The sequence below is a fragment of the Pseudomonas sp. Sample_9 genome (genome assembly GCF_004307535.1).
In the GTDB taxonomy this organism is placed as follows: Bacteria; Pseudomonadota; Gammaproteobacteria; order Pseudomonadales; family Pseudomonadaceae; genus Aquipseudomonas; species Aquipseudomonas mercuritolerans.
The window spans coordinates 12,210-26,725 of the sequence record NZ_RAZO01000078.1 but is presented as its reverse complement, the minus strand read 5'-3'; the positions used below and the strand labels follow the sequence as shown (position 1 = coordinate 26,725).

Genomic DNA, 14,516 nt, shown 5'->3' with positions numbered 1-14,516 from the left:
CGTCATGCTTCATCTGGAAGGGGGAGAGGCGCGAACTCAATCAATGCAAAATCCACAGCCTTCTCGCTGGTTTCCGAGAGCACGGTGCAAATGAATGTGCCTCCCGTCGGACTTGAGATAACCGCTCGGGCAACGCCTTGCTGAGTGGTCTGGCCCTGCTGGGGTCGAATCACCGCCTCAACCGCCAGTAAAGGCTCGTCACCAATAGCGGTGGCGGACCAACGCACCCAGCGGTTTTTGCCCAGATTGCCGAAGCGATCCATGAGAACGGCCGATAGCTCGACCGCTTTTCCCACTGGCACGACGCTGGTGGGCACTCTGGACATGAAAGGCGCGGGGAAATCCAGGTTCATGCCGTCGTCGGTCAACTGGATGAGCGGCCCCTCCTGCGGCGTGATCAAGGGCACCCAGAACAGCGGACGCTCAGCCCCCATGACCTTTCCTGGCGTGTAGGTTGCCGTGGCGACACCCGTTCCTGGCTGGGTTTGGCCGATGATCAGCGTGCCAAGACTGGCCTGTCCGCGAATGGACACACCGCTGAGCGCGTGGCCGTCCTGGTCCGTCAGCGTGATGGTGAAGATGATTTTTTCCGGACTTCCGGCAATCACCTCAGAGCTGTTCGGCACGATCTTCATGTTAATGAGTGGCGCCCGCAGCTCGGCGGATGGGCGAACCGCTGGCGCCGTTTCCCCAAGACTCAACGAGGCATGCTCGGCAGCGTCTTTGTAAACCGGCTTGTCGACGGTTTCAGGCAGCGTTCCCAGCAGAAAAATGGTCAGCGCATCCATGTTGGTGTGGGTGGCCAGTTCGCGTATCCGGACCAACAGATCCAGTTGCCTGAGATTTTTCAAGAGCCTGTATTGCGGGTCGATTCGCCCGATGCATTCGTGCACGTCCTGCTCGCTCCAGTCGAAAAACCGGGCCAGCCAGACCTCCGACGCCTGCTGTGCGAGGCGCAGCGCGTCGGCGGACAACTTCTCTGGATCTCCCAATTCGTGGATCTGCCTCAAGTACTCAAGCAACTCGGTATGAGGCTGCTTGCTGATCTCGAAGGCATGAGTCAGAACCGTCAGGTAGTACAGGGTAGCGACGGTGAAGACTTGAGAGCCGTCCTGCTCCCACCAATTGTTGAGCCCGTGATCGAGCAGCGCATCAAGGGTTTCGAGGCTGATGTCCAGTTCGGCCACGACGGCACTGAGCCGACGTATGTCAGCCAGCAGAACGAACAGGGGATCAAGAGGTTCCTCGCGCAGGGTGCGTGACAACGCCCAGTCTTCACCCATCTGCTCGACGATTCTGACCAACAGCTCGTAGACGCTCGAATTCGCCCAGTTCAAAGTCTTCAGCGCCCGTTCTGCATCCAGCCCGGTATAAACAGCCAGACATTCCCGAGCGACCGAAAGCTGAGCGGCACGCGCCTGCAGCAGAACCGTGAGCATGATTTCGACAATGGGAGCACGCACACTGCTGTCATCTTCATCCAGCCCCTCCCTGACCGCCTTGTCGAGTTCCTCTCTGGCGAAGACTACGTATTGGTCTTCTGTGCCCTCGCGAGATTTCACCAGACCCAGCGGGTCAGTCAGCGAAGACAGCAGATCTTTCCAGTCACGGCCCACCAGCGGCGGCACACCGGCGGTCACGAATCCGATATGAGTCAATAATGCCTCGCCCAACAAATTGCGGACCTGCTCGAACAAGCGCAGTTCTGGCTCGGTCGCAACATTGGATACCTGAAGATCGGCCACCTGTTGCAGCATCCACAGCACGGGCAAATTGCGCGTACGACACCAGTAGCGGCATGCAGCCAGTGCCGAAATGAGGTTCAACACGTCGGGGACAGTGTCGCCGGCCGTGGGTTTTCCTTTGATCACCGGAACGCCCGCCAGACCGTCAGCCCACGCCTCCCCGCCAAGCACCATGAGCATCAACAGCCCCTCTACAGGTGTCATGCCCAACAAGCGGGGCAATTTCACCAGGCGGTAAAACGCCGACAGAACCTGCGGGCTGCGCTCGAGCGTGTCGGTTCGGCCATGGGCACGGGCGATCGCCAGCGCCAGATACTGGTAGGTCTGCAGGTCGATTTCCAGTGCGCTGCAGATTCGGCTGACGGTGAATTCGGGCACACCCTGCGCCGGTAGCAAAGGAAACACAGCGTTATCAAGGAGCAATGGATCGCGGTAGTCTCCCTGGACATTATTGAAGATCTGATCAAATTGTGACGCTACCTGCCCGCGGCCATAGATTGAGAACGCGTCGATAAACACCACGAAATCCGCAGCCTTGCAGCTGAAGCCTTCACGCAAGGTCTGGAACAACCCCAACGCATGCACGGTATGGTCGGTAACCCGGATGGCCGGTTTCACAGGTTTTTCAGAGCCATCGGGGATGCCAGCCCACTCGGCGTTGACCGCAGCAACCAGCAGCGAATCGACCTCCTCGGGAGGCAGCTTCAGCCATAGATCCAGGCGCCGCTTGCGGTTCATCCGATCGTATCGTCCCGGGTTCATGGGGGATTGGCTCAATCGGTGCAGCAGATTCTCGTAATTGACACTGACGGCGGGTGATTCGCCGCCATTGATAAAGACTGAACCGCAACGCTCGCTTTCCTGCGCAGCGAAAGGCGCATAAACAAGCACGTTGGCCGACCGTGTTGGTGCGTAACGGCGAATTGACAGAAAAGCTTCCAGGCCTTCGGCATCCAGCTTGGTGCGCTGAGCGAAAAACTCCACTTGATTGAGGTTCTGCCAGTCCACCCCGGTTGTACCGTAATTCTTTAAGTAGAATGCCTCTTTGGTGTCCGTGTCGGCGTCGTCGGGAATGAGCTGCTCGGTCAACAACTCTCGCTGGAACGGTCCCAGCCGCGAGGCATGGGCCAGCGCACGACCGGCATCGTCATCCCAAGCCTCGGGAAGCAGAAAGTTGGGGTATTCGATATCTGTCCAGCGGGCAAAATGCCCCACTGACAGACTGTGATGAGCAACCACCGCATTGATGGTTGCCCAATGCTTGTAGTAGGGCAAACCATTCGGATAACGCCGCAGGATCATGGCATCTTCCAGCTCCGGCTCGGTTCTGCCGCTAAACCTTTCCAATACCTTGAGAGTGATATTTACTGCAGAAACGGTCTGGTGCATCGCGTTGTGGTCGATGAACAGTTCCCTGATATCGGCCCGACGCCTGCGGATAGGAATCTTCCCGGTTACCTCATCGGCATCACCGTGTTTTTCGATATTGTCCCCGGCCCACTTCCACATCTGTACCAGATAAGCGACAACTCCCGTGGCATCTTCAAGCGCGCCAACCGGTGCGAACTGGTCAAATGCCGGGCGGAACAGGAGTTCGTAACTGGGCCCGGTGTTGAACCCACCCGCCGCGTACGGTGGCGGTTTCGGCTCGCCGGTCAATGACTGCTCGATGAACTGCCGTCGCAGGTAAACCGCCAGCCCATTCAACCGACGCAGAAACCTCCTGGCCTCCTCGACATTGATGTCGAAGTCTTTCGCCAGGCCCTCGGCGCCCTTCTCCACCAAGGGAAAAATCGACTCGCCACGCTCCAGCCAGGATCTCAGACCGGCAAACTTTTCCAGGCTCTGCTGCTCGCCAAAGACCTGCTCGAACAACTCCAGGCTGGGTTTTTTTGCCGTACTCTTACTGGCCATGCTGTCAGTCCCTGAACAGTTGATGTGCGCTGGCGGGGAACCTTGCCGGCATCGGTTGATACAGACCATTCAGCGCTTCGAAACAGATAGAGTCCACTGTCATAAATGACAGTTTTTACGACCGTTCATCGGAACTGCGTTCAAGAGTTTGTCTGGCGACTCGACACGCACATCAAAACGTCCACTTTCTGCATCGTCTGATATTGGCGTCCCTGTGCTGGATATTTGCCGGAAACGGCACCACTGGGCGCCACTGTGCAACGGCATCGTCGGAGTGGCCGTCCAGCCTGCGTCAGTGACGGTAATGGGGCCGGCAAGTACGACATCCGGGCTGTACCAGCTCATGAGCGTGCCGATGCCCGGTATGCCCGAACCTGTGAAGGCCGCCACGGGAGAAACCCAACGGCCTGGCCCTGGATATATGAATTGCGGAAGAAAGAGCCTTAGCTGACATTCCCACTCGCTGGGGGCCGAGTGGTATCCACCGTTGGAGGCCACAACGCTCAATGTGACAGCCCCATCGGGTGGCTCCAGCGTTGCGGGGATTGACCAGCTTGCGTCGTCTAGCACCGAGGCCGTGCCCAATACGGATTCCCCGCGCTTGAGCGTGATCCGGTCGCCAGAAACGCCGAACCCGGACACCGTCACCGTAGCGCCAAGGAATTCTTCGGGAGTGGGCGATTCAGGGGTCACCGCGACGGGTACGACCCGACACGGCAGATCGAGGCTTGGTTTTGAGGTTCTGCTCTCGAACGTCTGAGTTGCCCAAAGGATTTCGTCTCCGACCTCCAACGAAACGCCGGCATCCCACACACCGTCCACACCGATCTGGACATCGCGCAACAATGGCTCATCGAGCCCGCGGCGCCAAACCGTAACCAACCCCTCTCGCCGCCCCGTACCCGAGAGAGTTGCCCTGCGCGCCAGATCGCCTCCAGGTTGCGGGTGCATAAACTCGGGTGGCATCACCACGACGTCGAACTCGCGCACCTCACTGTCCTTCGACGCCCGACCGTTGAGGGTCTGCTGCGCGGTGATGAACCACGTCTTGATGGCAAGTCCGGTGAGAGGTACCGACCAGGGACCGTCCTGCCCGAGAACCACTGGATCGCCCAAGCGCTTTCCTTCCTGTAGATCCCACAGCTGCATCGAAGCGCCTGCCATGCCGAAGTCACCGGTCACCGTCAGATCGCTGTCGGTTTCCTGTTTGGGCAGCGGCGTTCTGATCGCGGGCTGGAGCCGCTCCAGGTAAACCTTGAATTCCAGGGAGCCTGGCTTCGATGCAAGTCCGACGACGGTCTGCGTCGCTTCGATGGTGTAGAGCACTCCATCCGTAAACGGAGTCGGGCGCTGAAAGGTCCATTTATCCCCGATCACCTGCGCTGCAAATGAGCAACCGCTATCGCTGAACGTAATATTCACCAGTGCGTCTGGCCAGCACGTGCCGCTGAAGATCGGCGTTAGCCCATCCTCGGGAGGAACATCGAGACCGGGTTCGCGAGGCGCAATGCTGACGTGATAATCCAGCCAGCTTTCAAAGCCGTTGAGTATTTGCTGGATGAATACTTTCTGATTGTTCGTCGGACCCCAAAGGGTCGATGCTTGCGTCGACCATCGCCGATTACTGACCGGAGCATCAGGCGCAGCGAGCTCACTTTGAGTCAGCCATATTTTGACGGTAGCGTCGGTGATGCCTGCACCGCTGAAGGTAGGTTGGTAGTCGTCGGTGTGAGTTACATTGCTGACGGGGGACAGCTTCTTTTCGACGTCGAATTCAAAAGGCAACGAGTCGATCCAGCCTCCGGTATTGTCGGCAATCTGTTGAATCGCCACGAGTGTACGGCGGCCCAATTCCCAGCCCGTTGCGGTGGTAGCCCACGTACCGTCGTTTTGCACCACGGCAACAGCTGGCGCATTCCCCTCGCCTGTTTTCACTGTGAACTGGATTCGCGTAGGGAAGTCGGGATCGTAGTGGCCCTTGCCTGAGAACGTCACCGTTGAATTGTCTGGAAAACCGATCACTGGTAACTCAGGTTTGGGAGGGCGAATCCTGAAGGCTCGCCATGCACCGCGACCGAGAATAGAGTCTTCGACAACCAGGCTGATGGGGCCTGGGCGAATGTCCTTGACCGCCACCGTCCACGGCTGGTGACCTGGCGGCACAGTCGCGGTTCCGTAGACGGGGCCCGCTGCCAAATCCTCATATACCTTCAACACGGCACCAGCCCGACCTCTTTCGCCGTCCAATGAAAAAGCTTGCTCTTGCAATGGCGCAGGTCCGGTAATGATCGGGGGACCCGAAAATGTAAACTCGTAGATGAAACTTACTTTTGAGCTGACACCGCGTAAAACCTGAATAGCAATAAACATGGTCTTTTTGGGTTCAAAGCGATGTGCGCTTGTACTCCAGGTACCATCGGGGTTAACCGTGGCATGAAGCACCACGTCGCCCAAGTCCAATCCGTAGACTTCGACTGTAGCGTCCGGCAGTGCTCCACTACCGTGAATGGTTGCACCTTCGACGCTTGTCGAGCCCTCGCGTATTGAAGTTATCTGGACGCGATCAATCACGGAGAAAGCAACAATATCCGAGTCAAGATCCCCAGGTAGACAGGGAACTACCCGCTCTCTGACAAAAATCCGGTAGTTGCCTTGTGAAAGTTGACCCAAGGGTATGTTGAACCGACCGCCTTGTACGTTCTGGACGGGTGAACTCAGTGGCGTTTCCGGTGCATCAAAAACCCGGAGAGTTGATGCCCCTGCACTGATGGTACCGCTGACGGTCACATCGCCTGCCTTGACTACACTGTTATTAACAGGAAAGGCGATAAAAGGTGCATCGAACATATAAAACCAGCCGGAGTCGTACCAGTCACTCCAACCCCCATTCCTGTATATAGCGTAATGAATAGCGGTGCTGCCAGCTCTGCGGCGTACATCAGGAGGAAGAGTTATAACACCCGAGCCAACCGCCCATTCCTCTTCTATATAATTGTTACTGTTGCCATCCTTATAATGAACTTTGAGCTTTTCTGCAGGACCAGACAGTGTGGTGATGAAACGTTTCTTCAAATCCCCGACCGCTCCACTTCGGGGGTAGCTGAACTCTCGGAGCGTTAGCAGGGCGCCAGGGTTTTCTTCTTTATCAGCTCTATCGGATTGCCCCTGAGCTTTGATCGATTCTTCACCCGGCAGGTTATGTTCATCATTCGAATGGTCATCCATCATCGTCAACCTCGGGGAAGTGGATTGTGTTATTCCTCACTTAGTTGAATCGATCCTTATGGAAAGGCACACCTGTCAACTCTGACAGTCCCGACTAACGGTAACTTTTTCCGCACTGCAACCTGCTGACGCCCTTCAGCCGAAGATGCACCGCTACAGCGGACTGCGCCGTTACCTGCGAGATGGGGTTATTGCTGGCGGAGAAGGCGCTGGATCAGGAGCGGGCAATCGCGGTGGCATGACGTCAAGATCAAAAGATCGCAGCCTTCGGCAGCTCCTACAGGGGGAACGCATTCCAAATGCAGGAGCTGCCGAAGGCTGCGATCTTTTGCTGTTCAGGCAGAAGCCGGCAATGGCTGAAAACTGAAGTATTGCTTTAACGCCAGCACCAGCTCGCCGAACTCCGCCGGCGCACGCCGCAGGATGAAACCAGCGTCGTAGTGCAACGGCGTGGCGTCTTCATGGCACCACACGCAGCAGGCGCTGAAATCGATGACTTGCTGGCTGCCATCGCGGGCGGGGACTTTGAGGCGTAACTGAAAATCTGCGCCAACCATCATCGGCAACTGGCTGATCAGCATCAGCCCGTCCACCGACACGTTGCCGAGAAAGCCGACGGGTTTGTCGGTGACGCTGTTAAACACTCTGAGGTAATACGGCAACTGGTGCCGTTCGATCCGGCGGTCGGTAAACATGATGTGCTGTACGCCATGCAGGGCTCCGCAAGGAGCCGCACCTGTGCTTCGGAACGAACCTGCGTGCAGGCCCGCTCTCCCCGCTTCCGGTGTGACGGTCGCAACAATCACCGTCACTTTTACCACTGCCAGTCGCAGGTGTTGCGCCGCCATCGAGACAAGCCTCGCAAGCGGTTTCCTTGACTATAGCGGAGCTTGTACAGACGGCCAGATTTTGTACGACGGTACCGTCAGAAGCGTGTCGGCCGTACCACCGCAGCAGCGCTGCGTGTCGGGTAATGGCCCAGGCTCTGCAAGGTTTCCAGACGCGCGCGGGCACGGTAGGCGTATTCGCTGTTGGGGTACGAAGCAATGATGAACTGGTAGGTCTGCACTGCGTCGATGTACAGCTTCTGCCGTTCCAGGCACTGGCCGCGCATCATCGACACTTCCGGCCACACGTACGGGCGGGCGCGGCTGGCGCGCTCTACTTTGGACAGTTCAAGCATGACCTGCTCGCAATTGCCACGTTCATAGGCGCTGTAGGCGTTGTTCAAATGATGGTTCATCGACCAACGGGTGCAGCCCGTCGCGGCGAGGACGCTGAGGGCAAGGGCGGCAATGGGCAACAATCGCATGGGGGTTCTCCTGTCTTGTGCTCTGTATCGACCCCTGGTCGAAAATCTTCAGGCGCGTTTGTCCCGAAGTTGCCACGTTCAATAAAGAAAACGATAAGTAGTGCATTCGAACAATGACTACACCCTTCGAGCATAGTAGCCTCTGCCTGCGCTTGAACTCAGGAGTCTTTGCATGTCCGTCCGTCGTACCAAAATCGTCGCTACCCTTGGCCCGGCCAGTAACTCGCCGGAAGTTCTCGAACAGCTGATTCTGGCTGGTCTGGACGTTGCCCGTCTGAACTTCTCCCACGGCACCCCCGACGAGCACAAGGCTCGCGCGAAACTGGTGCGTGACCTCGCTGCCAAGCACGGCCGCTTCGTCGCCCTGCTCGGCGACCTGCAAGGCCCGAAAATCCGTATCGCCAAATTCGCCAACAAGAAGATCGAGCTGAAGATCGGTGACAAGTTCACCTTCTCCACCAGCCATCCGTTGACCGAAGGCAACCAGCAAGTGGTCGGCATCGACTACCCGGATCTGGTCAAGGACTGCGGCGTGGGCGACGAGCTGCTGCTCGACGACGGCCGCGTGGTGATGCGTGTTGAAACCGCCACTGCCACCGAGCTGCATTGCGTGGTGACCATCGGCGGCCCGCTGTCCGACCACAAAGGCATCAACCGTCGCGGTGGTGGTCTGACCGCGCCGGCCCTGACTGAAAAAGACAAGGCCGACATCAAGCTCGCCGCCGAAATGGAAGTCGACTACCTCGCGGTGTCCTTCCCGCGTGACGCCGCCGACATGGAATACGCCCGTCAACTGCGTGACGAAGCCGGCGGCACTGCCTGGCTGGTGGCGAAGATCGAACGCGCCGAAGCCGTGGCCGACGACGAAACCCTCGACGGCCTGATCAAGGCCTCCGACGCAGTGATGGTTGCCCGTGGCGACCTCGGTGTGGAAATCGGCGATGCCGAGCTGGTGGGCATTCAGAAGAAAATCATCCTGCACGCACGTCGCCACAACAAAGCGGTGATCGTCGCGACGCAGATGATGGAGTCGATGATCCAGAACCCGATGCCGACCCGCGCCGAAGTGTCCGACGTGGCCAACGCCGTGCTCGACTACACCGACGCCGTGATGCTCTCGGCAGAATCCGCCGCTGGTCTCTACCCGCTGGAAGCCGTGCAGGCGATGGCGCGCATCTGCGTCGGCGCCGAGAAGCACCCGACCGGCAAGACCTCCAGCCACCGCATCGGCAAGGAATTCAGCCGTTGCGACGAAAGCATCGCGCTGGCGACCATGTACACCGCCAACCACTTCCCGGGGGTCAAAGCGATCATCGCCCTGACTGAAAGCGGCTTCACCCCGCTGATCATGTCGCGTATCCGCTCCTCGGTGCCGATCTACGCGTTCACCCCGCACCGCGAAGCCCAGGCCCGCGCGGCGATGTTCCGTGGCGTCTACACCATCCCGTTCGACCCGGCCTCGCTGGAACCGCACGAAGTCAGCCAGAAAGCCATCGACGAGCTGACCAAGCGCGGCGTTGTGGAAAAAGGCGACTGGGTCATCCTGACCAAGGGCGACAGCTACCACACCACCGGCGGTACCAACGGCATGAAGATCCTGCATGTCGGTGATCCGCAGGTCTGAGTGACCGGCAGCTGAAACGCAAAAGCCCCGCCATGTGAATGGCGGGGCTTTTTGTTGTCTGGCCGAAAAACGCGCACGCAATATACCCTTCCGTAATTGCGGTCTACTGTCAGAGTTGTCAGTAGACGCCTGCCGCACGTGCGCCGTTAACTGTGATTGAATCAACCATTCGAACGCAGGTACAGCTCATGCACAGTCAACAGCAATCCACCCAGGCCCCAATTGCGCCCGATCCTTCCTTCAACGGAACCGGCATTTGGCACCCTCAAGACGTGCGACCACTTCCGCTCCTGATTTTTGGCGTCGCGGCGCAGAGCGTGGCGAAGGAAGGCTATGTGTATTTCACCGGGGAAGCCTATGGCGGGCTGCCGGGGAGGGTTTATGTACTGGGACGACTCAAGCCCGACGGAACGCTGGATCGAGAATTCGCCAAGGCTACGGACGGCCTGGCTCATGGCAACTTTGCCCCCAATAGCGACTCGGCAGGTTATTCGATCAAGCTGCTGGATGACGGAAAAATTCTCCTGGTCGGGCGTGCCGGCTACCGCAGTATGCCAGCGCTAGGCCGATTCAACGGCGACGGTACGCTCGATACGACCTTCGGCCCCGACGGGGACGGCTACGTCGTCCTAAGACGCCCCGAGGCATGGCCCCAACCATCAGCGAGAGAGAACGAGCAAGAATCGGACTTCAGCACCTGTGTCGAGCCGATGGCCAATGGCAAAATCCTCATCGTATATAACTACATAGTCACTCACACTGCCGATACCCGAGCGTTCATCTTTGTTCTCAACAGCGACGGCACCCCCGATACCGCGTTCAACGAAACAGGTCATTTGCAGGTGATTGAACCGGGGAGTAGCCCGGACAGTGTAGAGCTGACAAGCGGCTTGATTGACGATATAGGCAATGTCGTTGTCTGCGGCAGATTGACGGTAGACCGGAAGCCAGCCGGAATATTTTTCGCCCGATACACTGCCGAAGGCATTCTTGACGAATCGTTCAATGACACGGGCGTTCGCCTGTTCAACTCCCCTGACCTCTCGGAGGCCGAACTCACTTCGTTGGTCAGACAGACCAACAATCGACTGTTGGGCGTTGGCCACACCTCGGATCGTCTAGGTCTGTTGATCAGTCTGGAACCCGACGGTAAGGACAATATTCAATTCAACGGGGGTAAACCGCTGCTCATCCGGCTGGAAAACTACCGCACCCGATGGAGAACCGCCGTGATGCAGCCGGACGGGAAAATCCTGCTGATGGGCGCAATCACATCGCCCGAACCGCCGCCGTCGCCCAGCCAGTCTTACGGTGTGTTGGCGCGCCTTTTGAGTGACGGCAACAAGGATGATGACTTCAACGCCGGCAGCTTTTGGGTCAAAGCGCGCGCCTCGTCAATCCTGACTAGCCTGGCGTTGCAGGAGGACGGAAAAATCATCATCGGCGGTTTTGAGCACTCTGCGGGGTTGGACAAGGCCCTGGTCATGCGCTTTCACAGTGGCACGGCGGCTCTAACCGATTGACCTGGCGGTAATCATCGGCCCAGCTCTTTGAATGGCGGGGCTTTTCTGTGGTTTGAATCAAAAGCCCCTCACCCTGACCCTCTTTCAAAAGGAAAGGGAACAGATCGGGAATATTGCACAATTGCAAAGACCTGATAAAGGTTCAGCGAATCCATGATCGACCGCACCTTTCAGGTCGATGGGTAACGCAATACACCTCGGCCGGGAGAGAACCGGGTGTGGGTTGGCTTTTCAATGACGGTTGATAAACCCACTCAACGCCGCCACCGCCTCCGGCGAACGCAACCGCTGGGTGAACAACGCGCCCTCCTCCTCGATCACTTTTCGCAGCAACTCGCGATCCGGCGCTCGCATCAATTGCTTGCTGATGCGCACCGCTTCGGCCGGCAGTTCATCGAAACGCAGGGCCACTTCCCGAGCCTTGCTCAAGGCCGCTTCACCGCTGTCCAGCGCTTGGGTGGCAATCCCCCACTGCGCTGCCTGCTCACCACTGAAGCCTTCACCCAGCAACAGTAACTCAGCCGCTTTCGCCTGCCCAAGCAAGCGCGGCAGGATCAGGCTGGAACCGAATTCGGGACACAATCCGAGGTTGACGAACGGCATGCGCAGCCGCGCGTCGCGGCTGACATAGACCAGATCGCAGTGCAACAACATCGTCGTTCCGATGCCTACCGCTGCGCCAGCCACGGTGGCGATCACTGGTTTGCGACATTCGAGCAGGTTGAGCATGAAGTGGAACACCGGGCTGTCGAGGTCGCTCGGCGGTTGTTCGATGAAGTCGGCGATGTCATTCCCAGCGGTGAAACACTCGGCACTGCCAGTGATCAGCACGGCATTGATTTCCGGGTCGCTGTCAGCCTGTTTCAATGCTTCGGCGAGGCGGCCGTACATGGCGCGGGTCAGGGCGTTTTTCTTGTCCGGGCGGTTGAGGCGCAGGGTCAGCAAACCGCGTTCGCGTTCCAGCAGGATGGCTTCGGTCATGGCGTGTCTCGCGTCTGAAAATCAGCGCTCAACCACGGCTGACAAACACGTCGGCCAGCAGTTGATTGCGCGGCAATCCGGCCAGATACAGACGCTTGGCGAACGCGTCGACACTGGCTGTCGAGCCGCAGACTAAGGCCAGGGTTTGCCGAGAAACAAGGCGCAGTTGCGCCAAAGCGGCGGCTGAGTCGGTCGCTGTCCACAGCTCGACGCTGAGGTTTTCACGCTGCGCGGCCAGCGCGGCAAGGGGTTTGGCCAGATAGTGCTCGCGCTCGTCATGGGCCAGGTGAATGACACGGATGGCGCCTTGGTGATCCTGCCGCAAGGCTTCGCGCAGCACACCGAACAACGGGCCTAAACCGGTACCGGCGGCCAGCAGCCACAGTGGCCGGGCGTGCCAGTCCGCATCGTAATGCAAGGCGCCGCCGCGCAGTTCGCCAAGGCGGATCGCGTCGCCGATCTGCAGCCGGCGTGCGGCATCGATGAATTCGCCGGGCTGACGGCAATCGAGGTGAAACTCGAGGAAGCGGTCTTCTTGCGGCAGGCTCGCCAGTGAATACGGACGAGCAATGTGGCCGATCCACAGCACCAGATGCTGGCCGGCGCTGTAGCGCAGTGGCCGCTGCGGGGTCAGGCGCAGGCGCAGAACGCTGTCGCTGAGCCAGTCCAGCGCCTCGACCACGGCCGGGAGGCCGTCAGTAATCGGGTCGAAGGTGTGCACTTGCAAGTCTTCGCTCACCTGGCATTGGCAGGCCAGCCGCCAACCCTGCTGGCGCTGTTCGGCACTCAAGGCGTCCGGACGATTGTCAGTGGGCAGGCCTTGCACGCATTGCACCAGACAGGCGTGGCAACTGCCGGCGCGACAGCTGTAGGGCACGGCAACGCCGTTCTGATTGAGGGCATCAAGCAGATTGCTGCCCGGCTCAACCGTCCACTGCCGCTCACCGACACGCAATTCAGGCATCGATGTTCTCCCACGCGGCGGCACAACGATTGCGCCCGTCGCGCTTGGCCCGATACAGCGCCTGATCGGCGCGCTGCAACGCTTCGTCCAGATCATCGCCTACGGCCAGCAGGGTCATGCCCGCCGACAGGCTCAGGTTGCGCACTTGCAGGCCCATCAACTCCACCTCGCTGAAGGCGATGCGCAAACGCTCGCAACACGCGGTCAGGCGTTCGGCATCACAGTCGGGCACCAGCACCACGAATTCCTCGCCACCATAGCGCGCCAGCACATCGCCGTCGCGCAGGCAGGCTTGCGCCACACCGGCAAACGCCTGCAATACCTGATCGCCGGCGGCGTGGCCGTGCAGGTCGTTGATGCGTTTGAAGTGGTCCAGATCGATCAGCGCCAGCCCGTGCATTACGTCGCCGTCCAACGCGTTGAGCTCGCGGGAGGCGATGCGCAGGAAATGCCGGCGATTGAACAGCCCGGTCAGTTCGTCGGTGGCAACCAGGTCTTCAAGCTGGCGCATCATCCCGCGCAAGGTGTCCTGATGCGCCTGCAAGGCAAACCGACGTTGCCGCTGGCGTTGCCGCGAGACCTGAACGAAGCGTGCGTAAAGCACCAGCCACGCCAGCACCATCGCCAGAATGCACACCTGCAACGCCGCGAGCGCAGGCTCGGCGAGGCGAAAGTGATAAGCGTCCCACAGGGTAATCGCAGAAAAACTGAAGAACACCAGCAGTGCGCAACGGATAAACACACGTCGAGTGAGATGGAACAGGCCGAACAGCAGGATCAGCACATAAAACACCAGAAATGCGCCGCGCGCCTCGTCGACATGGGCGATCAGCCAAGTCTGCCAGCCGAGGCCCATCAGCACTTGCGCTTCGGTCAGGCTGGGGTCGGCAAAGCGCTGGTTGCGCCCGCTCCAGAACAGCCCGAACAGGGTCGCCTGGCTGATGACCACCAGCGCGCTGCCGATGGCCACTCCACTGAGCGATTGCTGATAATGCCCGGTGAAAAACGCCAGCCACAGCAGCAGCAAAGCCAATCCGTAGGTGGCCGCAGCGAGGGCGAAGCGTTTGAGCAGAAGGCGTTGAATGGCGTTATGGGTCAATCGTTGACTCACCGTGCGATAGGAGGCTGACCGAGTGTCCTACTCTACAGACCGGATGCCACTTTAGAGGGCCGGTCGCTAAATGACCACCGATTTTCGGGCTCGAAAATTGACGTCAAATGCATGACC

The 14,516-nt window shown here is 59.0% G+C and carries 9 protein-coding genes; 2 read left to right on the top strand and 7 right to left on the bottom strand.

Features of this window, described 5'->3' with window-relative positions:
- Window positions 1-2: 2 nt before the first annotated feature.
- The 4 genes from D6877_RS04545 to D6877_RS04530 all read right to left on the bottom strand — a co-directional run bounded on the left by D6877_RS04545 (window position 3) and on the right by D6877_RS04530 (window position 8,196).
- Window positions 3-3,659, bottom strand: a complete 3,657-nt coding sequence (locus tag D6877_RS04545; RefSeq protein ID WP_130909997.1) for a Tc toxin subunit A — start codon at window positions 3,657-3,659, stop codon at window positions 3-5.
- Between the two features lie 99 nt (window positions 3,660-3,758).
- Window positions 3,759-6,884, bottom strand: coding sequence for a hypothetical protein (locus D6877_RS04540; RefSeq protein ID WP_153189059.1), 3,126 nt, complete (start codon window positions 6,882-6,884; stop codon window positions 3,759-3,761).
- A gap of 335 nt (window positions 6,885-7,219) precedes the next feature.
- Window positions 7,220-7,579: a PilZ domain-containing protein gene (locus D6877_RS04535; RefSeq protein ID WP_130909995.1), complete on the bottom strand. Its 360-nt coding sequence runs from the start codon at window positions 7,577-7,579 to the stop codon at window positions 7,220-7,222.
- A gap of 230 nt (window positions 7,580-7,809) precedes the next feature.
- On the bottom strand, window positions 7,810-8,196 hold the full coding sequence (locus D6877_RS04530) for a hypothetical protein (protein ID WP_016773461.1): 387 nt from the start codon (window positions 8,194-8,196) through the stop codon (window positions 7,810-7,812).
- Between the two features lie 172 nt (window positions 8,197-8,368).
- Here D6877_RS04530 and pyk point away from each other — a divergent pair, with 172 nt between their 5' ends.
- Window positions 8,369-9,820: a pyruvate kinase gene (pyk, locus tag D6877_RS04525; RefSeq protein WP_024014116.1), complete on the top strand. Its 1,452-nt coding sequence runs from the start codon at window positions 8,369-8,371 to the stop codon at window positions 9,818-9,820.
- 188 nt (window positions 9,821-10,008) lie between these two features.
- A complete protein-coding gene (locus D6877_RS04520) occupies window positions 10,009-11,343 on the top strand; it encodes a hypothetical protein (protein WP_130909994.1) in 1,335 nt (444 codons plus the stop codon).
- Window positions 11,344-11,574: 231 nt separating this feature from the next.
- Here the strand turns inward: D6877_RS04520 and D6877_RS04515 are convergent, their stop codons facing one another.
- From D6877_RS04515 to D6877_RS04505, 3 genes are read right to left on the bottom strand one after another with little or no spacing between them, the layout of a single operon-like run.
- On the bottom strand, window positions 11,575-12,324 hold the full coding sequence (locus D6877_RS04515) for an enoyl-CoA hydratase (protein WP_130909993.1): 750 nt from the start codon (window positions 12,322-12,324) through the stop codon (window positions 11,575-11,577).
- 28 nt (window positions 12,325-12,352) lie between these two features.
- Window positions 12,353-13,288: an iron-sulfur-binding ferredoxin reductase gene (locus tag D6877_RS04510; RefSeq protein WP_130909992.1), complete on the bottom strand. Its 936-nt coding sequence runs from the start codon at window positions 13,286-13,288 to the stop codon at window positions 12,353-12,355.
- Window positions 13,281-14,387 carry a GGDEF domain-containing protein gene (locus tag D6877_RS04505; RefSeq protein ID WP_130909991.1) on the bottom strand — a complete coding sequence of 369 codons (1,107 nt, stop codon included), beginning with the start codon at window positions 14,385-14,387 and terminating at the stop codon, window positions 13,281-13,283. The genes D6877_RS04510 and D6877_RS04505 overlap by 8 nt, the downstream gene beginning before the upstream one ends.
- Window positions 14,388-14,516: the final 129 nt, after the last annotated feature.